This window comes from Stenotrophomonas sp. TWI273 (assembly GCF_039674765.1).
Taxonomy (GTDB): domain Bacteria; phylum Pseudomonadota; class Gammaproteobacteria; order Xanthomonadales; family Xanthomonadaceae; genus Stenotrophomonas.
This window is the reverse complement of record NZ_JBDJOA010000014.1, coordinates 58,046-77,011: the sequence shown is the minus strand read 5'-3', so window position 1 is coordinate 77,011 and position 18,966 is coordinate 58,046. Positions and strand designations below refer to the sequence as shown.

Annotated in this window: 22 protein-coding genes; 5 read left to right on the top strand and 17 right to left on the bottom strand. The window is 66.7% G+C overall.

What is annotated here, in order from left to right; all coding sequences use genetic code 11:
* Nucleotides 1-143: 143 nt before the first annotated feature.
* From ABE571_RS15595 to rsmD, 6 genes are all read right to left on the bottom strand, one after another.
* Nucleotides 144-1,031 carry an MBL fold metallo-hydrolase gene (locus tag ABE571_RS15595; RefSeq protein ID WP_346494046.1) on the bottom strand — a complete coding sequence of 296 codons (888 nt, stop codon included), beginning with the start codon at nucleotides 1,029-1,031 and terminating at the stop codon, nucleotides 144-146.
* 96 nt (nucleotides 1,032-1,127) lie between these two features.
* Nucleotides 1,128-2,864, bottom strand: coding sequence for a gamma-glutamyltransferase (ggt, locus tag ABE571_RS15590; protein ID WP_313217933.1), 1,737 nt, complete (start codon nucleotides 2,862-2,864; stop codon nucleotides 1,128-1,130).
* A complete protein-coding gene (locus tag ABE571_RS15585; protein WP_070427136.1) occupies nucleotides 2,861-3,145 on the bottom strand; it encodes a YfhL family 4Fe-4S dicluster ferredoxin in 285 nt (94 codons plus the stop codon). Before ABE571_RS15585 ends, ggt begins: the two co-directional genes overlap by 4 nt.
* A 125-nt stretch (nucleotides 3,146-3,270) precedes the next feature.
* Nucleotides 3,271-3,762, bottom strand: a complete 492-nt coding sequence (locus tag ABE571_RS15580; RefSeq protein ID WP_019183240.1) for a hypothetical protein — start codon at nucleotides 3,760-3,762, stop codon at nucleotides 3,271-3,273.
* Nucleotides 3,763-3,809: 47 nt separating this feature from the next.
* Complete coding sequence (gene coaD, locus ABE571_RS15575) at nucleotides 3,810-4,319, bottom strand: pantetheine-phosphate adenylyltransferase (RefSeq protein WP_313211488.1); 510 nt, start codon at nucleotides 4,317-4,319, stop codon at nucleotides 3,810-3,812.
* A 7-nt stretch (nucleotides 4,320-4,326) separates the two neighbouring features.
* Nucleotides 4,327-4,929 (bottom strand): 16S rRNA (guanine(966)-N(2))-methyltransferase RsmD, encoded by a 603-nt coding sequence (gene rsmD / locus ABE571_RS15570; protein WP_313211486.1) that lies wholly within the window; start codon nucleotides 4,927-4,929, stop codon nucleotides 4,327-4,329.
* 445 nt (nucleotides 4,930-5,374) lie between these two features.
* On the opposite strand from rsmD, the gene htpG reads away from it, so the two are divergent.
* On the top strand, nucleotides 5,375-7,273 hold the full coding sequence (htpG, locus tag ABE571_RS15565; RefSeq protein WP_346463670.1) for a molecular chaperone HtpG: 1,899 nt from the start codon (nucleotides 5,375-5,377) through the stop codon (nucleotides 7,271-7,273).
* A gap of 91 nt (nucleotides 7,274-7,364) precedes the next feature.
* Here the strand turns inward: htpG and ABE571_RS15560 are convergent, their stop codons facing one another.
* Entirely contained in the window at nucleotides 7,365-7,661 is a 297-nt protein-coding gene (locus ABE571_RS15560; protein WP_346494044.1) for a hypothetical protein, read from the bottom strand.
* A gap of 165 nt (nucleotides 7,662-7,826) precedes the next feature.
* Between ABE571_RS15560 and ftsY the strand changes: the two genes are divergently transcribed.
* From ftsY to ABE571_RS15545, 3 genes are all read left to right on the top strand, one after another.
* Nucleotides 7,827-9,308, top strand: coding sequence for a signal recognition particle-docking protein FtsY (ftsY, locus tag ABE571_RS15555; protein ID WP_346463671.1), 1,482 nt, complete (start codon nucleotides 7,827-7,829; stop codon nucleotides 9,306-9,308).
* A gap of 132 nt (nucleotides 9,309-9,440) precedes the next feature.
* Nucleotides 9,441-10,580 (top strand): A/G-specific adenine glycosylase, encoded by a 1,140-nt coding sequence (mutY, locus tag ABE571_RS15550; protein ID WP_346483330.1) that lies wholly within the window; start codon nucleotides 9,441-9,443, stop codon nucleotides 10,578-10,580.
* Between the two features lie 4 nt (nucleotides 10,581-10,584).
* The gene (locus ABE571_RS15545) at nucleotides 10,585-10,854 is read left to right on the top strand and encodes an oxidative damage protection protein (RefSeq protein WP_019183247.1); all 270 of its coding nucleotides are present in this window, start codon (nucleotides 10,585-10,587) and stop codon (nucleotides 10,852-10,854) included.
* 120 nt (nucleotides 10,855-10,974) lie between these two features.
* Here the strand turns inward: ABE571_RS15545 and ABE571_RS15540 are convergent, their stop codons facing one another.
* The 10 genes from ABE571_RS15540 to ABE571_RS15495 all read right to left on the bottom strand — a co-directional run bounded on the left by ABE571_RS15540 (nucleotide 10,975) and on the right by ABE571_RS15495 (nucleotide 18,046).
* A complete protein-coding gene (locus ABE571_RS15540; RefSeq protein ID WP_088432205.1) occupies nucleotides 10,975-11,439 on the bottom strand; it encodes a DUF6491 family protein in 465 nt (154 codons plus the stop codon).
* Nucleotides 11,440-11,544: 105 nt separating this feature from the next.
* Complete coding sequence (gene lolD / locus ABE571_RS15535; protein WP_346465538.1) at nucleotides 11,545-12,258, bottom strand: lipoprotein-releasing ABC transporter ATP-binding protein LolD; 714 nt, start codon at nucleotides 12,256-12,258, stop codon at nucleotides 11,545-11,547.
* Nucleotides 12,251-13,492, bottom strand: coding sequence for a lipoprotein-releasing ABC transporter permease subunit (locus tag ABE571_RS15530; RefSeq protein ID WP_346494042.1), 1,242 nt, complete (start codon nucleotides 13,490-13,492; stop codon nucleotides 12,251-12,253). The genes lolD and ABE571_RS15530 overlap by 8 nt, the downstream gene beginning before the upstream one ends.
* A 23-nt stretch (nucleotides 13,493-13,515) precedes the next feature.
* Nucleotides 13,516-13,965 (bottom strand): hypothetical protein, encoded by a 450-nt coding sequence (locus tag ABE571_RS15525; RefSeq protein ID WP_346494040.1) that lies wholly within the window; start codon nucleotides 13,963-13,965, stop codon nucleotides 13,516-13,518.
* On the bottom strand, nucleotides 13,916-14,164 hold the full coding sequence (locus tag ABE571_RS15520; RefSeq protein ID WP_019183252.1) for a succinate dehydrogenase assembly factor 2: 249 nt from the start codon (nucleotides 14,162-14,164) through the stop codon (nucleotides 13,916-13,918). Before ABE571_RS15520 ends, ABE571_RS15525 begins: the two co-directional genes overlap by 50 nt.
* Before the next feature lie 105 nt (nucleotides 14,165-14,269).
* Complete coding sequence (locus ABE571_RS15515; RefSeq protein ID WP_088432210.1) at nucleotides 14,270-15,055, bottom strand: succinate dehydrogenase iron-sulfur subunit; 786 nt, start codon at nucleotides 15,053-15,055, stop codon at nucleotides 14,270-14,272.
* Between the two features lie 163 nt (nucleotides 15,056-15,218).
* Nucleotides 15,219-17,009 (bottom strand): succinate dehydrogenase flavoprotein subunit, encoded by a 1,791-nt coding sequence (gene sdhA, locus ABE571_RS15510; protein ID WP_121041870.1) that lies wholly within the window; start codon nucleotides 17,007-17,009, stop codon nucleotides 15,219-15,221.
* A gap of 31 nt (nucleotides 17,010-17,040) precedes the next feature.
* Nucleotides 17,041-17,427, bottom strand: coding sequence for a succinate dehydrogenase, hydrophobic membrane anchor protein (gene sdhD / locus ABE571_RS15505; RefSeq protein ID WP_313211466.1), 387 nt, complete (start codon nucleotides 17,425-17,427; stop codon nucleotides 17,041-17,043).
* Nucleotides 17,424-17,816: a succinate dehydrogenase, cytochrome b556 subunit gene (sdhC, locus tag ABE571_RS15500; protein ID WP_313211464.1), complete on the bottom strand. Its 393-nt coding sequence runs from the start codon at nucleotides 17,814-17,816 to the stop codon at nucleotides 17,424-17,426. Before sdhC ends, sdhD begins: the two co-directional genes overlap by 4 nt.
* Nucleotides 17,817-17,872: 56 nt before the next feature.
* The gene (locus ABE571_RS15495; RefSeq protein ID WP_102788321.1) at nucleotides 17,873-18,046 is read right to left on the bottom strand and encodes a DUF1674 domain-containing protein; all 174 of its coding nucleotides are present in this window, start codon (nucleotides 18,044-18,046) and stop codon (nucleotides 17,873-17,875) included.
* Nucleotides 18,047-18,085: 39 nt separating this feature from the next.
* Here ABE571_RS15495 and ABE571_RS15490 point away from each other — a divergent pair, with 39 nt between their 5' ends.
* The gene (locus tag ABE571_RS15490; RefSeq protein WP_346463684.1) at nucleotides 18,086-18,955 is read left to right on the top strand and encodes a folate-binding protein; all 870 of its coding nucleotides are present in this window, start codon (nucleotides 18,086-18,088) and stop codon (nucleotides 18,953-18,955) included.
* The last annotated feature ends 11 nt before the right edge of the window (nucleotides 18,956-18,966 follow it).

Genomic DNA, 18,966 nt, shown 5'->3' with positions numbered 1-18,966 from the left:
TCCTCGCCGCGCGCCCCCCCACGTCCAGCGCTCCGGGTTCTGGCCCGGGGCGGGGGGGGCCCGTGCCCCCGGAGGCGCCCCACTACCGGTGTGGTTGCACAGGCGGTTGCGCCGGGCGGTGCGCGGCCGGGCCAACCGTAGCGTTACGCCAGCGCGCGGGCCTTCAGTTCGCCCTGTTCGTGCACGGTGCCGAAGCGACCCTTTTCATCGCGTGACACCTGCGCCAGCGCGCACTGCGGGTCGTGGGTGAAGAACAGATGGACGTTGCGGGCCAGCTTGTCTTCCAGGAAGCTGCGCTTCTCGTCGATCAGTAGTTCGGCGTTGCGGTCGTAGCCCATGGTGATCGGCACATGCACCCACGAGCGGCCCGGGATCAGGTCCGCACAGAACACCACGCCGCCCCGCGCCTGGCCATCCACCGTCTCCGGCCCGATGATCTCGGCCAGCATCAGGCCGGGCGTGTGCCCGTCGCTGAAGCTGAAACGCACGCTGTCGCCCAGGGTGGTGGAATATGGACCGTCGACGATCTCCAGACGGCCACTGGCCTGCAGCAGGCCGGGCAGTTCCGGGATGAAACTGGCCCGGTCGCGCGGATGCGGATGCAGCGCACGTGCCCAGTGCTCGGCCCCGACCAGGAAGGTCGCATTCGGGAACAACAGTTCCGGCGAGCGCCCTTCGCTCCACGGTGCCAGCAGGCCGCCGGCATGATCGAAATGCAGATGGCTCAGCACCACCACGTCGATGTCTTCGTGCTCGAACCCGGCCTCGCGCAGGGATTCGATCAGCACATGGCCGGGCTCCTGCACGCCGTATCGGTCCCGCAGTTTCGGCTCGAAGAACGCCCCGATCCCGGTTTCGAACAGCACCGTCTTGCCGGCCAGTGGGCTGGCGAGCAGTGCACGGCAGGCCAGTTCGATCCGGTTGAGATCGTCCGGCACTGCCCATTTTTCCCAGACCGCGCGCGGCGCATTACCGAACATCGCGCCGCCGTCGAGTTTCTGCGAGTTACCGCGGATGGACCATAGTTTCATTGGCAAATTATCGTCGCGCCCCTGTTAAATATTCGCTAGCCATCGCCCATGAAAAAACCCCGCCACTGGGACGGGGTTTCTCGTTTCTGCGGTCAATCAGTGCGCCTGGCTGACCGCGGCGCTGCCGACCGGATTGCGCGGGTCGCTGCCACCGCTGAGGACATTGCTGCGGCGGTCCCATTCCACGGTCTGCAGGTTGCCCCAGACATGGCTGGAGCCGCGGCCACCCGCGGCGGTGTCGCCGGGCAGATCGATCCTGTGGCCCATCGCCTGCAGCTGTTTGATGGTGCCCGCATCGAAGGTGCCGCTCTCGGCCTCGATCAGGTCCGGCAGCCACTGGTGGTGGTAGCGCGGCAACGCAGCGACCTGCTGGGCGGTCAGGCCATCGTCGTAGCCGAGGATGCCCAGCAGCACCATGGTGATGATGCGGCTGCCACCGGGCGTGCCGAGCACCACGACCTTGTCGGCGGACTCCATGAAGGTCGGGGTCATCGAGCTGAGCATGCGCTTGCCCGGCTTGGGCGCATTGGCCGCATAGCCCATCACGCCGAAGGCATTGGGCGTGCCCGGCTTCAGCGCGAAATCGTCCATTTCGTTGTTCAGCAGCACGCCGGTACCCGACGGAATCAGGCCCGAGCCGTACAGCAGGTTCACGGTCTGGGTCGCGCCGACGCGGTTGCCCTCGCGGTCGATGATCGAGAAATGCGTGGTCTCGTCATCTTCCAGCGGGGTCGGGTTGCCCGAGAGCAGATCGCTCGGGGTCGCCTTCTCCGGATGGATGGTGGCACGCAGGCCCTGCGCGTAATCCTTGCTGGTCAGCACCTTCTGCGGGATATCCACGAAGTCCGGATCGCCCAGGAAGAAGGTGCGGTCGCGGTAGGCGCGGCGCATGGCTTCCACCACCAGGTGGGTGCGATGGGCCTGGTCGAGCGATTTCAGGTCCCAGCCTTCCAGGATCTGCAGCATGGCCGCCAGCGCGATGCCGCCGGAAGACGGCGGCGAGGCGGTGGTGATGGTCCAGTCGCGGTACTTGAAGGCGATCGGCTCGCGCAGCTTGACCCGATAGCCGGCCAGTTCCTCGGCGGTCCAATGGCCGCCGGCCTGCTTTACGCCCTTGAGCAGCAGCTTCCCGGTCTCGCCCCGGTAGAAACCATCGAAGCCCTGGTCGGCCAGACGCTCCATGGTCCTGGCCAGTTCCGGCTGGCGGAACAGGTCGCCCTCGGCGATCGGCTTGCCGTTGCGCTCATACACCTCGCGCGTGCCGGGATAGCGCTGCATCACCTCACGCCGGGACTGATAGCCCTTGGACATGCGCGCATACACCGGGAAGCCATCGCGCGCGATGCGCATCGCCGGCGCCAGCGAGGTCTTCAGCGGCAGCTTGCCGTGCTTGGAGGACAGTTCCACCAGCGCTGCCGGCAGGCCCGGGATACCGGCCGACCAGGCGCCATTGACCGAACGGTCGCGGTCCAGCTCGCCTTTCTTGTCCAGGAACGCTTCGGGCGTGGCGGACTGTGGCGCGGTTTCGCGCGCGTCCAGCATCACGTCCTTGCCGGTGGCTGCATCGTGCAGCAGGAAGAACCCGCCGCCACCAAGGCCGGAACTGATCGGCTCGACCACCGCCAGCGTGGCGGACACGGCCACGGCCGCATCGAATGCGTTGCCGCCCTTGGCCAGGATTTCCATGCCGGCTTCGGTGGCCAGGTGATGGCCACTGGCGACGGCTGCGCCGTCAGGATGCTTGGCCAGCGCCACCTGCGGGGATTCCGCAGCCCAGACGCTCGGGCTGACCAGCAGGACGAGCAGCAACCAACGACGCGACAGCGTTCTCATTTGGGCAGAAACTCCGTGACATACAATTCGGGATGATCGCGCTGCAGCCCGTGCAGCTTGGCCAGCAGGGCGTCCTGGGTTTCCGGAATGTCCGGATCGGGATCGATGCATTCGACCGGGCAGACGACCACGCACTGGGGTTCGTCGAAATGCCCCACGCACTCGGTGCAGCGGGCCGGATCGATCACGTAGATGGTTTCACCCATCGAAATGGCCTGATTGGGACAGGCGGGCTCACAGACGTCGCAATTGACGCAGAGCTCATTGATTTTCAGCGACATGGCGTTACTCCACGCCCGCGCCGGCGGATGAGAACCGGCCCACGCGGGCGCGCGGGCCGATCATCGGTGACGCCCCTGCGGGCGCCACCCGGGCCGCGCACAAGGCGCAGCCGCCACTGCACGGGTTACTTGGCTTCGACGAAGATGTACTCGGCGCCGGTCGGCTGGATGATCGACTGGACGCGGGCGTTGTCGGCGGCCTTGCCGATGAACACCACGCGCACACCCTTCATCGAGTCCGGCGAGACGTCCTTGAACACGGCCTGGATCATGTCGGCCATCTTGGCCGAGGCCGAAGAACCGAAGGCCAGCATGTTGCCCGGCTGCACGCCACGGCCCACGGCCTGGGTGGCGCTTTCGACCTGACGCTCATACTTGGCCGCGAATTCCGGATCCGATTCCGGGGCAAGGTAGTACAGGTACGGGCTGTTGCTGATGTTGCCCATGTTCTGCACGGCCACGGCCTGCAGGTACTTCTTCCAGCCGGCATCGTCATCGGCAGCCGGGGCGACCAGCGCCTGCTGGGCTTCGACGACCGGTGCGGCCTCTTCCTTCTTGCAGGCGGTGAAGGCCAGCGCGAACGACGCGATCAACATGGCACGCATGGTGTTGTTCATGGAATTCCTCCCTTGGTGATTCTTGGTATGTATGGGTCTGACAGGTACTACGCTTGGCCCGACTTCGCTTCACGGACCTTGCGCAGCGCCTCAAGCACAGCGGACGGCACAAAGCCGGACACGTCGCCGCCCAGACGGGCGATCTCGCGGACCAGCGAAGACGAAATGAAGCTGTGTTGCTCGGCCGGGGTCAGGAACAGCGTCTCGACCTCCGGGATCAGATGGCGGTTCATGCTCGCCATCTGGAATTCGTATTCGAAATCGGACACCGCGCGCAGGCCGCGCAGCAGGATGCCGCCCTGCACCGAGCGCACGAAATGCGCCAGCAGGGTATCGAAACCACGCACTTCCACGTTGCGGTTGTGGCCCAGCGCATCGCGGGCCAGCTGCACACGCTGCTCCAGCGGCAGGGTCGGCCCCTTGGACGGACTCTGCGCCACGCCCACCACCACCTTCTCGAACAGGGGCGCAGCGCGGTTCACCAGATCGATGTGACCGTTGGTGATCGGATCGAAGGTGCCCGGGTACACGGCAATGCGGCGGTTGGCCACGGTCATACGTCAGCTACGCGTGTTGGTCTGGTGAAAGTGTAGCAGTGGCGCGGCGATACAGGGCAAAACGCACCTCCCGGGTCCCCCCCTCGCGGTGCAGCAGCCACGGCGCGGGCATCCTCGGCGCCTGATCGGCCGGGGACTCCACGTACAGCCAGGCATCGGCGGCCAGATGTGACGGCAGCCCGGTGATCACCGCCTCCCACAGCCCATCGGCGAACGGCGGATCGATGAACACGATATCCGCCAGCGCTCCGGCCGGCTGACGCAGCCACTGCAGCGCATCGGCCTGTACCACCGCGATCTGCTCCTGCGCGCCCAACTTGGCGACCGACTCGCGCAACTGGCGGGACAATGCGACATCGCGCTCCACCAGCGTCGCCTGCGCCGCCCCTCGCGACACCGCCTCCAGACCCAGCGCCCCGCTGCCGGCGAACAGATCCAGCACCCGCGCCCCACCCAGCCGCGGCATCAGCCAATTGAACAGCGTCTCCCGCACCCGGTCACTGCTGGGCCGCAGCCCCGGTGACAGCGGCACCGGCAGCTTCGTATTGCGCCACTTGCCCCCGATGATCCGCACCTGGCCCACGGCCCCCGCCGGCTGACGCGGCTTCATGCGTGGCTCCGGAGACAGATGGAAGCGGGATGGGCGAACGGTCGGAAGAGAGTCATGGGCACGGATGGCAGGCGGTTCAGGACGACATTCTAGGCGGTCCGGTCGCTGTCTCTACCAGGCATCCCGATGCTGGAATGAAATGCAGCCACGCATGGCGTGGCTCTACCTGTCGCACGTCCGACCCACCTTGTAGAGGGTGGCGGGTACGGGGGCCGGGACCGTTGCGCAGCATGGATGCTGCCCACGAGGCCCCATGGATGGGTTCACGCCGCGTCCCGGCCCCCCGTACCCGCCGCCCTCCCACACGGACATGCAGGCGCCGCGCTCCTGCTTGCGATTCAGCCCCCGAAGCTGCCGACACTCTTGAATTCGGGACAATCCACCCCTACCCCTTGAGCCAGCCGCCGCGCCGGGCGCGGCAATGTCCCAAGGAGCAACACGACCCATGACCGTGCAGACCCAAAAAGAAACCCTGGGCTTCCAGACCGAAGTCAAACAGCTGCTGCAGCTGATGATCCACTCGCTGTACTCCAACAAGGAAATCTTCCTTCGCGAGCTCATCTCCAACGCGGCCGACGCCTCGGACAAGCTGCGCTTCGAAGCGCTGACCCAGCCGGCCCTGCTCGAAAACGACGGCGACCTGCGCATCCGCGTCAGTTTCGATGCCACGGCCAACACCCTGACCATCGACGACAACGGCATCGGCATGAGCCGGGATGAAGCGATCGCCCACCTGGGCACCATCGCCAAATCCGGCACCGGCGACTTCCTGCGCCAGCTCTCCGGCGACCAGAAGAAGGACTCCCAGCTGATCGGCCAGTTCGGCGTCGGCTTCTACAGCGCCTTCATCGTCGCCGACCAGGTCGACGTCTATTCCCGTCGCGCCGGCCTGCCCGCCAGCGAGGGCGTGCACTGGTCCTCGCGCGGCGAAGGCGAGTTCGACGTGGAACCCATCGACAAGCCCGAGCGCGGCACCCGCATCGTGCTGCACCTGAAGGACGACCAGCGCGACTTCGCCGACGGCTGGCGCCTGCGCGGCATCATCAAGAAGTACTCCGACCACATCGGCCTGCCGATCCAGATGGTCAAGGAACACCACGGCGACGACGCCCCGGCCGAGGTTGAATGGGAGACCGTCAACCGTGCCAGCGCCCTGTGGACGCGCCCGCGGACCGAGATCAGCGACGCCGAGTACCAGGAGTTCTACAAGCACGCCGCGCACGACCATCAGGATCCGCTGGCGTGGAGCCACAACAAGGTCGAAGGCAAGCTGGAGTACACCTCGCTGCTGTACGTGCCCGGCCATGCGCCGTTCGATCTGTACCACCGTGACGCGCCCAAGGGCCTGAAGCTGTACGTGCAGCGCGTCTTCGTGATGGACCAGGCCGAGCAGTTCCTGCCGCTGTACCTGCGTTTCATCAAGGGCGTGGTGGATTCCAACGACCTGTCGCTGAACGTCTCGCGCGAAATCCTGCAGTCCGGCCCGGTCATCGATTCGATGAAGTCGGCGCTGACCAAGCGCTCGCTGGACATGCTGGAGAAGCTGGCCAAGGACAAGCCGGAGGTCTATGCCGGCTTCTGGAAGCAGTTCGGCCAGGTGCTCAAGGAGGGCCCGGCCGAAGACTATGGCAACCGCGAAAAGATCGCCGGCCTGCTGCGCTTCGCCTCCACCCATGATGCCAGTGGCGAGCCCAGCGTCTCGCTGGCCGACTACGTGGGCCGCATGATCGAGGGCCAGGACAAGATCTACTTCCTGACCGGCGACAGCCACACCCAGGTCAAGGACAGCCCGCACCTGGAAGTGTTCCGCAAGAAGGGCGTGGAAGTGCTGCTGCTCACCGACCGCATCGACGAATGGCTGATGGGGTACCTGACCGAGTTCGATGGCAAGTCGTTCGTCGATGTCGCCCGTGGCGACCTGGACCTGGGCGCGCTGGAAAGCGCCGAAGACAAGCAGGCCCAGGAAGCCGTCGCCAAGGACAAGCAGGCGCTGGTGGACCGCATCAAGACCGCGCTGGGTGATGACGTCGCCGACGTGCGCGTCTCGCACCGCCTGACCGACTCCCCGGCGATCCTGGCGATCGGCGAGCAGGATCTGGGCCTGCAGATGCGCCAGATCCTGGAAGCCAGTGGGCAGAAGGTGCCGGACAGCAAGCCGGTGTTCGAGTTCAACCCTGCCCATCCGCTGATCGCCAAGCTGGATCAGGAAGGCGATGCCGCGCGCTTCGACGACCTGAGCCGCGTGCTGTTCGATCAGGCCGCGCTGGCCGCGGGCGACACGCTGAAGGACCCGGCAGCGTATGTGCGCCGGCTCAACAAGCTGCTGCTGGAGCTGTCGGCGTAAGTCGTGCTGCAGGTGGGTGCCGGCCACGGGTCGGCGCCCGCCGCGGTTGATGGTGCATGGCGCCGCGCGGCGGTCAGCGCGTGCGCTCGGGTCAGGCCCAGCGGTCGAGCAAGGTGCCCAGCATCTCGTCCTGACGCCGGATCACGGTGGCGTTGGCGGCAAACGCCAGCGCAGCCTGCTTGGCGGTGAGCAGATCCGCGATGGGCGCGTTGGCATCGTCAGGTGCGGCGACCACGGTGGCGGTGACACCGCCCCCTGCCGTTGCGGCCTGCGCGATCCCCAGCCGCGTGGAGTCAGCCACCGGCAATCGCGCCACGTTGGAGGCGGCCGCCTGTACGCCCAGCGAAGCGGCACGCATGCCGGCGCTGGCAATGGACATCACGCTCATCGTTCACCGTTTCGCGGTCCCGGCCGCGCCCGCATGGCGCAGCCCTTCACAACCGGTAACGGCCGCATCGGCCATTACTTGAGTCCCGCCCCACCGCACCTGCACGCCCATGGGCATTCGGGGCGCAGTGGTAGCATAGCCCTCTGATTTCAGCGTCTTTTGCCAATGCTCAGCTTCTTCCGTCGCAAAAAGCCCCAGGACGCCCCGCAAGAGGCGGCCAAGACCCAGCATTACTCCGCCGAGGAGTTGGCTGCCGCGTTCCCGCAGGCCAGGACCGAGCCTGCTGCACCGCCGGCGCCTGCGCCGCTGCCGCCCGTGGTGGAAACCCCTGTTCCCGCTCCCGAGCCAGCCGCGCCGGTGGAGCGCGTGATCGCGCCGACCCCAGTGGTTCCCGCGCCGGTCATTCCCGCGCCCGTGGTGGCTGCACCTGTGGTGCCTGCCCCGGTGACCCCGGCGCCGGCAGCCCCTGCACCCGCGGTGGCCGCGCCAGTTGTTCAGGAGCCTATCTCCCCTGCCCCGACGGTAGCTGCACCGGTTCAAGAGCCGCCGCTGGAGGCCCGTGTCGCGCCCGCCGCGCCCACCCCGATTCCGGCCGCTCCCGTGAGCAACCCGGCGCCGGCCGTCGTTGCGCCGTCGGCTGTTCCAGCTCCGATCACTACGGTTGCCCCGGTCGCCCCGACCATCGTGACCGAGCGACCGACCTCCCAGGACATGGCCCCCGCCGCTGCCGGCAAGAGCGGCTGGCGCGAGCGCCTGCGCAACAGCGTGATCGCACGCAGTTTCGGCGGCCTGTTCTCGCGCAATCCCAAGCTCGATGACGACCTGCTCGACGAACTGGAAACCGCGCTGATCACCGCCGATGTCGGCGTCGGCGCGACCACGGCGCTGGTCGAAGGCCTGCGCAAGCGCATGAAGGCGCGCGAGTTCACCGATGCCAATGCGCTGCTCACCGCGCTGCGCGCCGAGCTGATCGCGATCCTGCAGCCGGTCGCCAGGCCGCTGGTCATCGACCGCACCGCCAAGCCGTTCGTGGTGCTCACCGTCGGCGTCAACGGCGTCGGCAAGACCACCACCATCGGCAAGCTGGCCAAGCGCTTCAAGGACGACGGCCACAGCCTGATGCTGGCCGCCGGCGATACCTTCCGTGCCGCTGCCGTCGCGCAGTTGCAGGCCTGGGGCGAACGCAACGGCGTGGCCGTGGTCGCGCAGGGTCAGAACGCCGATGCGGCCTCGGTCGCCTTCGATGCACTGCAGGCCGGCAAGGCACGCGGCACCGAGGTGCTGATCGCCGATACCGCCGGCCGCCTGCATACCCAGGCCGGCCTGATGAACGAGCTCGGCAAGATCCGCCGCGTGCTCGGCAAGATCGATGCCAATGCGCCGCATGAAGTGCTGATGGTCATCGATGGCACCACCGGCCAGAACGCGCTCTCGCAGCTGCGCCAGTTCCACGCGGCGGTCAACGTGACCGGCCTGGTGGTGACCAAGCTGGATGGCACCGCCAAGGGCGGCGTGGTGTTCGCGCTCGCCCGCGAGTTCGGCATTCCGATCCGCTTCTGCGGCATCGGCGAGCGCCCGGAAGACCTGCGCGTGTTCGACCCGGAAGCCTTTGTAGACGCCCTGCTGCCCGAAGCACTCGGCGCCTGATCACCGCCGGGCCAGGCAGCGGCTTCACTTGTAGAGCCACCCCATGGGTGGCTGCTTCACCTCCGTGACCGGTCTCCCCGGCTGCCGATGCAGCCACGCATGGCGTGGCTCCCGTCCTTCTCCGGAATCTGCATGACCCGCCAGCCTCCCGCCAGCGCCGTATTGCCGACCGACGATGTCTTCGTCTCGCGGTTGCTGCACTGGTTCGACGATCACGGCCGGCATGACCTGCCGTGGCAGCACCCGCGCTCGCCGTACCGGGTGTGGCTCTCGGAGATCATGCTGCAGCAGACCCAGGTCAGCACGGTCATCCCGTACTTCCTGAAGTTCCTCGCGGCGTTCCCGACCCTGCCCGACCTGGCCGCCGCCAGCAATGACGCGGTGATGGCGCAGTGGGCGGGATTGGGGTACTACGCCCGTGCACGCAACCTGCATGCCGCCGCGCAGCGCTGCGTGGACCTGCATGGCGGCGAGCTGCCGCGTGATTTCGATGCACTGCATGCGCTGCCGGGCATCGGCCGCAGCACTGCGGGCGCGATCCTCAGCCAGGCCTGGAGTGACCGGTTCGCGATTCTCGATGGCAACGTCAAGCGCGTACTGACCCGCTATCACGGCATCGAGGGCTTTCCCGGCCTGCCGGCGATCGAAAAGCAGCTGTGGGCGGTCGCCGAGGCGCACGCAGCGCAGGTGCCTGGCACGCGCATGGTCGATTACACCCAGGCGCAGATGGACCTGGGCGCCAGCGTCTGCAGCCGCAGCAGGCCCGCCTGCGTGATCTGTCCGCTGCAGGCGACCTGCGTTGCCCGTCGTGAAGGCCGCACCGATCAGCTGCCGACGCCCAAACCGGGCAAGACCCTGCCTGAGCGCGAGGCGGTAGCGTTGCTGCTGCGCGATGCACGCGGCCGCGTACTACTGCAGAAACGGCCGGACACCGGCATCTGGGCGCAGCTATGGACCCTGCCCCAGGCCGACAGCGGGATCGCCCTGCAGGACTGGTTCGACGCGCACATCGACGGCTCGCTGGACGATGCCGAGCCGCTGCCGCTGCTGGAACACACCTTCAGCCACTACCGGTTGCATCTGCAGGTGCTGGTGGCAACCGTACAGGGCGCGCGCGGCAACGATGCAGGGCGTCGCTGGGTCGCCGCCGAGGAACTGGCCACGCTCGGCCTGCCCGCGCCGATCCGCAAGCTGCTGGAAACGGGTGCACCGCCCGCTCAGCCCAAGCGCCGTACAATGCGGCGCGCAGCAACATCCCAAGACAACGAGTAACGCTATGCCCCGCACCGTTTTCTGCCAGTACGAACAACGCGACGCCGAAGGCCTGGACTTCGTGCCCTACCCCGGCGAACTGGGCCAGCGCATCTTCAACCACATCGGCAAGCCGGCGTGGGCCGCGTGGCTGGCGCACCAGACCATGCTGATCAATGAAAACCGGCTGTCGCCGCGCGATCCCAAGCACCGCGCGTTCCTGGAAGAAGAGCTGGTGAAATATCTGTTCAGCGGTGGCGCGGAGAAGCCGGCCGGGTTCGTACCGGAGGCCTGATCGCCGCTGATACCGACCCACGGACGGTATCTACCGCGAGGATGTGGCGACCGCGAGGTTGTGGCGATCGCGGGATCGCGGTGCCCTCGTCGGTATGCCTTGGCCGGCCAGCGGCCGGCACTACGGGGTCGGCGCCTGCTGGCCTTCTTCGCGCTCCTGCACCTGCGCCTGGCGCAGCTCCTGCTCGGACGCCCGCAACGCCTTGGTATCCAGCTTGCGGATGCTGCTGATGAAGCACGGCAGATTCACCGGGCCGGCCGTCGGGTCGCGCACCAGCACCTTGTCAAAGCGTGACGAAACGCGCCCGATCCGGCTGGTCAGGCCGATCGCCGAGGCGTAGTCCAACCCTTGGCACGGTCCGGCCAGATCCAGCAGATAGCCCTCGCTCGGGCGCGTCCAGACCGCCAGCGCACTGTCGCCGAGAGCCGTCCAGCCCGACAGCGAGCCGTACAGCGGCATGTCCTGCTGCGGCGGCCCGGCGTGGGCGCGGTAGAGATCGAGCTTCTGCGCGGTGGATAGGCGGCCGGTACTGGCGCACGCGGCCAGCCCAAGGCACAGGGCCGCGATGGCGAGGGTCTGCTTCATGACGCCTCCTGCTGGGGACTGTGCGCCGATCATGCGCCGCCCGGCGTGGTCCCGGCGAGAGGAACCCGCCGGGTGTTCAGCGCCCAGGCAGGCGCTGCTGCCTGCTCAGACCTCGCTGTGCGCCAGGCTGTGCAGCCGCCCTTCGCGCAACTCCAGCACGCGGTCCAGCTTGCGCGCCAGGGAGCGGTCGTGGGTCACCAGCACCAGGCTGGTGTGGTGCGCGCGGTTGAGCTCGAGCATCAGCTCGAACACGGTCGCGGCGGTCTTGTCATCCAGGTTGCCGGTCGGCTCATCACCGAGCACGCAGGCCGGGCGATTGACCAAGGCGCGGGCGACGGCCGCACGCTGGCGTTCACCGCCGGACAACTCGCCCGGCTTGTGGTCCAGGCGATGGCCCAGGCCGACCGATTCCAGCAGCGCCTGCGCACGGCTGCGCGCGTCGACCACTTCTTCGCCACCCAGCAGCACCGGCATCATCACGTTTTCCAGCGCGGTGAATTCGGGCAGCAGGTGATGGAACTGGTAGACGAAGCCGAGCGCGCGGTTGCGCAGTTGGCCGCGCTGGCTGTCGGACAGGCCGGACATGCGCTGGCCGGCCACGTAGACCTCGCCCGCCGTCGGCGTATCCAGGCCACCGAGCAGATGCAGCAGGGTGCTTTTGCCGGCGCCGGAAGCGCCGATGATGGCCACGGTCTCGCCGGCCGCCACGCGCAGGTCCAGCCCGTTGAACACGGGGGTCTGCATGCGGCCTTCGGCATAGGTCTTGGCCAGCGCTTCGGCGCGGATGACTTCCTGGCCCAGGGTGAGTGCTTCATTCATAACGCAGGGCCTCCGCCGGCTGGGTACGTGCCGCGCGCCAGGCGGGATACAGGGTGGCAAGGAAGCTCATGACCAGCGCCACGGCGGTGATCACGATGATGTCCGGGGTCTGCATGTCGGTCGGCAGGCCGGTGATGTAGTAAACGTCCTCCGGCAGCAGCTTGACGTTGAACAGCGTCTCGATCGCGCCGAGGATGCGCTCCAGGTTCAAGGTCAGGGTGATGCCACCGATCACGCCGAGCACGGTACCGAAGATGCCGATCAGCGAGCCCTGCACCATGAACACCTGCATGACGCCGCCCGGGGTCAGGCCCAGGGTGCGCAGGATCGCGATGTCGGCCTGCTTGTCGGTGACCAGCATCACCTGCGAGGAGACCAGGTTGAACGCGCCCATGGCGATGATCAGCGAGAGCAGGATGCCCATCACCACCTTCTCCATGCGCAGCGAGTGGTAGAGGTTGGCGTTCTGCTGGGTCCAGTCGCTGACCCGGTAGGCACCGGTCAGGTTGTGGGCCAGATCGACGCCGACATCCAGCGCCTTGTCCATGTCATGCAGTTTCAGGCGCACACCGGTGACGCCATCGATGCGCAGTACTTTTTCCAGATCGGCCATGTTGGCGTAGGCCACGCCGCGGTCGACCTCGTTGTAACCGGCTTCGAAGATGCCGCTCACGGTGAAGCGTTTCATGCGCGGGATCGCGCCGATCGGCGTGCCCTGCACTTCGGCCAACGTGACCAGCACGGTATCGCCGACGCCGACACCGAGGTAGATCGCCAGTTCCTGGCCGACCAGCAGGTTGTAGCTGCCCGCGGTCAGGCTTTCGAAGCTGCCTTTCTTGACCTTCTGGTTGATCACCGAGACGTTCGGCTCCAGCGCCGGGTCGATGCCCTGCACGATGGCGCCCTGCACGCGGGGACCGCTGAGCATGGCCTGGATTTCAATGTACGGCGCCGCGCCGGCAACCCGCGGATCTTTCTTGGCCACCTCCACCGCATGCGCCCAATCGGCCATCGGGGCGCCGTCGGTGGTGATGGTGGTATGCGCGGTCATCTGCAGCAGGCGATCGCGGATTTCCTTCTGGAAACCGCTCATGACCGCCAGCGTGGTGATCAGCACGGTCACGCCCAGGGCAATGCCGAGGATCGAGGCCATGGAGATGAAGGAGATGAAGCCGTTGCGGCGTTTGGCGCGCAGGTAGCGCAGGCCAATCGAGACAGGTATGGGTTTGAACATGCAGGTACGCCGGACAATTCAGGCTATGGTGCCACTGCAGGGGGTGAACGGGAAATGCAGTGTGCCCGGACGGCTAGTCGCAGTTCACGTGCCTGCCCCGGGGGAAGGGTATCGGGCCAGAACAGGCGCCAATGGCGGCGGCCGTCCTGGCGCCACCCCAGCTGCACCAGCGGGCCGCGGCACCGGATCTGCAGCGCCTCGACCGGCTCGCCATCCACCTGCACCGGGTCTTCGTCCGCCGGGATCACGAAGACGCAGCCCGGGCGGCGCGCATATCGCCACGCCTCCCACCAGGTGCCGACCATCGCCACCATGCCCAGCGGCACGCCCCACGGCGCGGGCAGATCGGTCGCCCACACTGCCCAGGGCATCACAGCGCCCATGGCGATCAGCGCGCGGCACTGCCAGCGCGAGGGATACCACTCACGCTGGAAGGGCGCGGATCCGGGCGATGAGGGCGGCGGGCGCGGCATGCGGGCACTCCTCGTAACCCATGAACCAGCGCCACAACTTATCGTCCTCGCTCTCGAGCAGGAACAGGAAAACCTCGCGCTCGTCTGTCGGTGCCTGCAGCCAGCAACGGTCCAGATAACGGCCGAACAGCTGGTCCAGCTCGCGCATGCCGCGGCGGCAACGCCAGCGCAGCTTTTTCAGTTCGGTTGCTTCGTCCATTTTCTGCGTTTCCAGATAAGGCAAAGCCACGCATGGCGTGGCTCTACTGTTTCGATCTTTTTCTGCGAAGCCACGCATGGCGTGGCTCTACAGGACATACGTGGATCAGGCGCGGCGCGCCATCATCAGCTTCTTGATCTCGGCAATGGCCAGCGCCGGGTTCAGGCCCTTCGGGCAGGTCCGCGAGCAGTTCATGATGGTGTGGCAGCGGTACAGCTTGAACGGGTCTTCCAGCTCGTCCAGGCGCGCACCGGTGTCTTCATCGCGCGAGTCGATGATCCAGCGGTAGGCCTGCAGCAGGATGGCCGGGCCCAGGTAACGCTCGCCGTTCCACCAGTAGCTCGGGCAGCTGGTCGAGCAGCAGGCGCACAGGATGCACTCGTACAGGCCATCGAGCTTCTTGCGGTCTTCCGGCGACTGCAGGCGCTCACGATCCGGCGGCGGCGGGGTCTGGGTACGGATCCACGGCTTGATCGAGGCGTACTGCGCGTAGAAGTGGGTCAGGTCCGGCACCAGATCCTTGACCACGCTCATGTGCGGCAGCGGGTAGATCGGCACTTCAGCCTTGCCGCAATCGGCAATCGCGCGGGTGCAGGCCAGCGTGTTGGTGCCGTCGATGTTCATCGCGCACGAACCGCAGATGCCCTCGCGGCACGAACGGCGGAACGTCAGGGTCGGATCGATCTCGTTCTTGATCTTGATCAGCGCGTCCAGGACCATCGGGCCGCAGGCGTCCAGATCGATCTCATACGTATCGGTGCGCGGATTGCTGTCGTCGTCGGGACTCCAGCGGTAGATCTTGAAGGTGCGGGTGTTCTTCGCACCGGTCTGGGCGGGGAAGTGCTTGCCCTTTCCGATCTTGGAATTCTTGGGGAGGGAAAACTCGGCCATGGCTGTTCTCGTTGGCTCAGGCGGCTCGCGCTGCAGAGCAGGCGCGGGTAGCACGGAAGATGAGGAAGTCGACACCACCGGCCCGCGGCGCACGCACCACCCCACCCGTGCGGGAGGTGGCGGTGGCGAGCGCTGCGTGGACGGAGGTCATGCCGCAGGTCTCTTAGTAAACGCGCGGCTTGGGCGGGACGACGTCCACGTCCTTGCTCAGCGTGTACATGTGGACCGGACGGTAGTCGAACTCGCACTTGCCGTTCTCGTCGACGTTGACCAGCGTGTGCTTCTGCCAGTTGACGTCGTCGCGGTCCGGGAAGTCCTCATGCGCATGCGCGCCGCGGCTTTCCTTGCGCTGTTCGGCCGAGTTGATCGTCGCCACCGCGTTGAGCAGCAGGTTGTTCAGCTCGTAGGTTTCGATCAGGTCCGAGTTCCACACCAGCGAACGGTCGGAGACCTTGACGTCCTGGAAGGAGTCGAAGATCTCGGCCATCTTGGTGCAGCCCTCTTCCAGCGTCTTGCTGGTACGGAACACCGCCGCGTCGTTCTGCATGGTGCGCTGCATGCGATCGCGGATGACCGAGGTCGGGGTGTCGCCGTTGGCGTAACGCAGCTTGTCGAGCAGGCCCAGGGCCTTGTCGCAGGCATCGGACGGCAGGGTCTTGTGCGGTGCGCCGGACTTGATGGTGTCGGCGCAGCGGTTGGCCACCGCACGGCCGAACACGACCAGATCCAGCAGCGAGTTGGAGCCCAGGCGGTTGGCGCCGTGCACGGACACGCAGGCCGCTTCGCCGATGGCGTACAGGCCCGGCACGACCGCATCGGGGTTGTCGCCGACCTTGCGCACGACTTCGCCGTGGTAGTTGGTCGGGATGCCGCCCATGTTGTAGTGCACGGTCGGGATGACCGGGATCGGCTGCTTGTGCACGTCCACGCCGGCGAAGATGCGGGCGCTTTCAGCGATGCCCGGCAGCTTGTCGTCGATCACGCCCGGGCCGAGGTGGGTCAGGTCGAGCAGGATGTGATCCTTGTGCTCGCCGACGCCGCGGCCTTCGCGGATCTCGATGGTCATCGAGCGCGACACCACGTCGCGCGAGGCCAGATCCTTGTAGTGCGGTGCATAGCGCTCCATGAAGCGCTCGCCGTTGCTGTTGCGCAGGATGCCGCCTTCGCCACGCACGCCTTCGGTGATCAGGCAGCCCGCGCCGTAGATACCGGTCGGGTGGAACTGCACGAACTCCATGTCCTGCATCGGCAGGCCGGCACGCATGACCAGACCGCCGCCGTCGCCGGTGCAGGTGTGGGCCGAGGTGGCGCTGAAGTAGGCGCGGCCGTAGCCGCCGGTGGCCAGCACCACGCCATGGGCGCGGAACAGGTGCAGCGAGCCGTCGGCCATGTCCAGCGCGAGCACGCCGCGGCAGACGCCTTCGTCATCGAAGATCAGGTCGAGCGCGAAGTACTCGATCATGAAGCGCGCGTTGTGCGCCAGCGACTGCTGGTACAGCGTGTGCAGCATGGCGTGGCCGGTACGGTCGGCCGCGGCGCAGGTGCGCTGCGCGGACGGGCCTTCGCCGTACTTGGTGGTCATGCCGCCGAACGGGCGCTGGTAGATCTTGCCTTCTTCGGTACGGCTGAACGGCACACCATAGTGTTCCAGTTCGATGATGGCCGGGATCGCTTCGCGGCACATGTACTCGATGGCGTCCTGGTCACCCAGCCAATCCGAGCCCTTGATGGTGTCGAAGAAGTGGTAGCGCCAGTCGTCTTCACCCATGTTGCCCAGCGCGGCGGAAATACCGCCCTGCGCGGCCACGGTGTGCGAACGGGTCGGGAAGACCTTGGTCAGGCAGACCGTCTGCAGGCCCTTGGCGGCAAGACCGAACGTGGCGCGCAGGCCAGCACCGCCGGCGCCGACCACGACCATGTCGTACTTGTGTTCCGTAATCTTGTAAGCGGACATCTAATCTGGATTCCTGTCTTGGTGCCTGGACTCAGGCGACGCCGAGCGCGATGCGGGCGACCGCAAAAACACTGACGATCCCGCCGAGCACGGCGATGAACTTCACCGTGGTCTGCAGCGCCAGGGCCAGCAGCGAATTGTGGATGTAGTCTTCCAGCACGACCTGCAGGCCGAGCTGGGCATGCCAGAACATCGCGACCAGGAAGCCGACCAGCAGCACCGCGTTCCACGGCTTGGACACCGCGTCGGTGGCGGTCACGTAATCGGCGCCGATCAGGCTCAGCACGAACACCAGGAACCAGATGCTCAGGCCGACCAGCGCGGTGGCGGTCAGGCGCTGCATCACGAAGTGCTCGGTGCCGGTCTTGGCGGCGCCCAGGCCACGCACGTTCTTCAGCGGGGTACGGTACTTGTTCATGCGGCCGCTCCCATGAAGACATAGGCCCAGATCAGGGCGGTGATCACCAGGCTGGCGAACACCGAGACCCAGCTGCTGCGCACGAAGGCGGGGATGGAGAAGCCGATCGCGAAGTCCTGCACGATATGGCGGATGCCATTGCACAGGTGGTAGGCGAAGGACCAGGTCCAGGCGAAGAGGAAGAGCTTGCCGTACCAGCTACCGGCCTGGCCGGTGAAGCAGTTCCAGGATTCAGGACCCATCATCAGGGCGAGCAGGCCGCCGGCAATGATCAGGGCTCCAACAGACAGAAAGATGCCGGTCGCTCGATGCAGGATCGAGGTGGCCATCTGAATCTGCCAGCGATACACCTGAAGGTGCGGGGAAAGGGGACGTTCTCTGGCGGCCATTCGCTGGGCTCGTTATCTCGGCTGGGCGGCGCAATGCCGCGTTGGCTCAATGCTGATCAAAAATCGATGCAGCGTCCGTTTTTTTCCCAATCTCCGTACCGCACCGGATCAAGTCCGCCGCGGCCGCCGATTTCCAAAGGCACTGCCGGCGTCGCGGGGAGCGGTTGCTCCTCCGGTACCAGCGTGCCTTCAGCTTCAGAATCTGGAGTGGGGGTTGTTTGGCCTATCATGGGTGTTCTCGCAACGCACAAATTTTAGACCCCGTTCACGTGCCTGACAACCTGCCCTCCGATTTCGCCGGCTTTTCGCGCCTTTCCGGTCACCAGCTGCTCAGTCTCAGCGGTGCCGATGCGGCCGCCTTTGCCCATGCCCAATTCTCCAGCGATGTCACCGCCCTGCCCCTGCGGCATTGGCAGTGGAGTGCCTGGCTGACGGCCAAGGGCCGCACCATTGCTGTGTTCCAGCTGTTGCGGCTGGAGGAGGAGCGCATCGTGCTGCTGCTCGCCGACGGCGACGCCGATGCGATTGCGTCGCAGTTGCAGCGTTTTGTATTCCGCCGCAAGGTCCGGATCGAGGTGCGCAACGACCTGGCCGTGGTGGCGAGCTTCACCGCGCCGGAAGCGGCCTCCGGGGCCGCGATTGCGCAACTTGCCGGCGAAAACCTCGAACTGGACCTCGGCAGCGATGTGCTTCCGCGCAGCCTGCGGATCGGCGCGGCCGATGCCGTGGCCGCTGCGGCCGACAGTGCGGATATCGCGCTGGCCTGGCGCCAGTCCGACCTGCGCTACGGGCTGCCGCGACTGGACGCCGATCAGCGCGAGCAGTGGACGCCACAGCAGTTGGGGCTGGACCGCCTGAACGGGTACAGCGTCAAGAAGGGCTGCTACCCGGGCCAGGAAATCGTGGCCCGCACCCATTTCCTGGGCAAGGCCAAGCGCGCCCTGCAGCTGCTGCGGGTCGTGGAGGGCACGACCAGCGGCACGCAGGTACATCAGAACGAGGCGGCGATCGGCACGGTCGCGTCGGTGGCCGGTGACCTGGCCCTGGCGGTACTGCCGCTGGAGATCGCGCCGGAGCCGCTGAGCGTCGGCGGGGTCCAGGCCGCTCACCTGCCCTTGCTGGACGGCCTGGCGCGGTAGACCCGGTAGGC

Coding starts and splice junctions, on each gene's coding strand:
- ABE571_RS15595 (WP_346494046.1), bottom strand. CDS start 1,031: ATGAAACTATGGTCCATCCGCGGTAACTCGCAGAAACTCGACGGCGGC.
- ggt (WP_313217933.1), bottom strand. CDS start 2,864: ATGAGAACGCTGTCGCGTCGTTGGTTGCTGCTCGTCCTGCTGGTCAGC.
- ABE571_RS15585 (WP_070427136.1), bottom strand. CDS start 3,145: ATGTCGCTGAAAATCAATGAGCTCTGCGTCAATTGCGACGTCTGTGAG.
- ABE571_RS15580 (WP_019183240.1), bottom strand. CDS start 3,762: ATGAACAACACCATGCGTGCCATGTTGATCGCGTCGTTCGCGCTGGCC.
- coaD (WP_313211488.1), bottom strand. CDS start 4,319: ATGACCGTGGCCAACCGCCGCATTGCCGTGTACCCGGGCACCTTCGAT.
- rsmD (WP_313211486.1), bottom strand. CDS start 4,929: ATGAAGCCGCGTCAGCCGGCGGGGGCCGTGGGCCAGGTGCGGATCATC.
- htpG (WP_346463670.1), top strand. CDS start 5,375: ATGACCGTGCAGACCCAAAAAGAAACCCTGGGCTTCCAGACCGAAGTC.
- ABE571_RS15560 (WP_346494044.1), bottom strand. CDS start 7,661: ATGAGCGTGATGTCCATTGCCAGCGCCGGCATGCGTGCCGCTTCGCTG.
- ftsY (WP_346463671.1), top strand. CDS start 7,827: ATGCTCAGCTTCTTCCGTCGCAAAAAGCCCCAGGACGCCCCGCAAGAG.
- mutY (WP_346483330.1), top strand. CDS start 9,441: ATGACCCGCCAGCCTCCCGCCAGCGCCGTATTGCCGACCGACGATGTC.
- ABE571_RS15545 (WP_019183247.1), top strand. CDS start 10,585: ATGCCCCGCACCGTTTTCTGCCAGTACGAACAACGCGACGCCGAAGGC.
- ABE571_RS15540 (WP_088432205.1), bottom strand. CDS start 11,439: ATGAAGCAGACCCTCGCCATCGCGGCCCTGTGCCTTGGGCTGGCCGCG.
- lolD (WP_346465538.1), bottom strand. CDS start 12,258: ATGAATGAAGCACTCACCCTGGGCCAGGAAGTCATCCGCGCCGAAGCG.
- ABE571_RS15530 (WP_346494042.1), bottom strand. CDS start 13,492: ATGTTCAAACCCATACCTGTCTCGATTGGCCTGCGCTACCTGCGCGCC.
- ABE571_RS15525 (WP_346494040.1), bottom strand. CDS start 13,965: ATGCCGCGCCCGCCGCCCTCATCGCCCGGATCCGCGCCCTTCCAGCGT.
- ABE571_RS15520 (WP_019183252.1), bottom strand. CDS start 14,164: ATGGACGAAGCAACCGAACTGAAAAAGCTGCGCTGGCGTTGCCGCCGC.
- ABE571_RS15515 (WP_088432210.1), bottom strand. CDS start 15,055: ATGGCCGAGTTTTCCCTCCCCAAGAATTCCAAGATCGGAAAGGGCAAG.
- sdhA (WP_121041870.1), bottom strand. CDS start 17,009: ATGTCCGCTTACAAGATTACGGAACACAAGTACGACATGGTCGTGGTC.
- sdhD (WP_313211466.1), bottom strand. CDS start 17,427: ATGAACAAGTACCGTACCCCGCTGAAGAACGTGCGTGGCCTGGGCGCC.
- sdhC (WP_313211464.1), bottom strand. CDS start 17,816: ATGGCCGCCAGAGAACGTCCCCTTTCCCCGCACCTTCAGGTGTATCGC.
- ABE571_RS15495 (WP_102788321.1), bottom strand. CDS start 18,046: ATGATAGGCCAAACAACCCCCACTCCAGATTCTGAAGCTGAAGGCACG.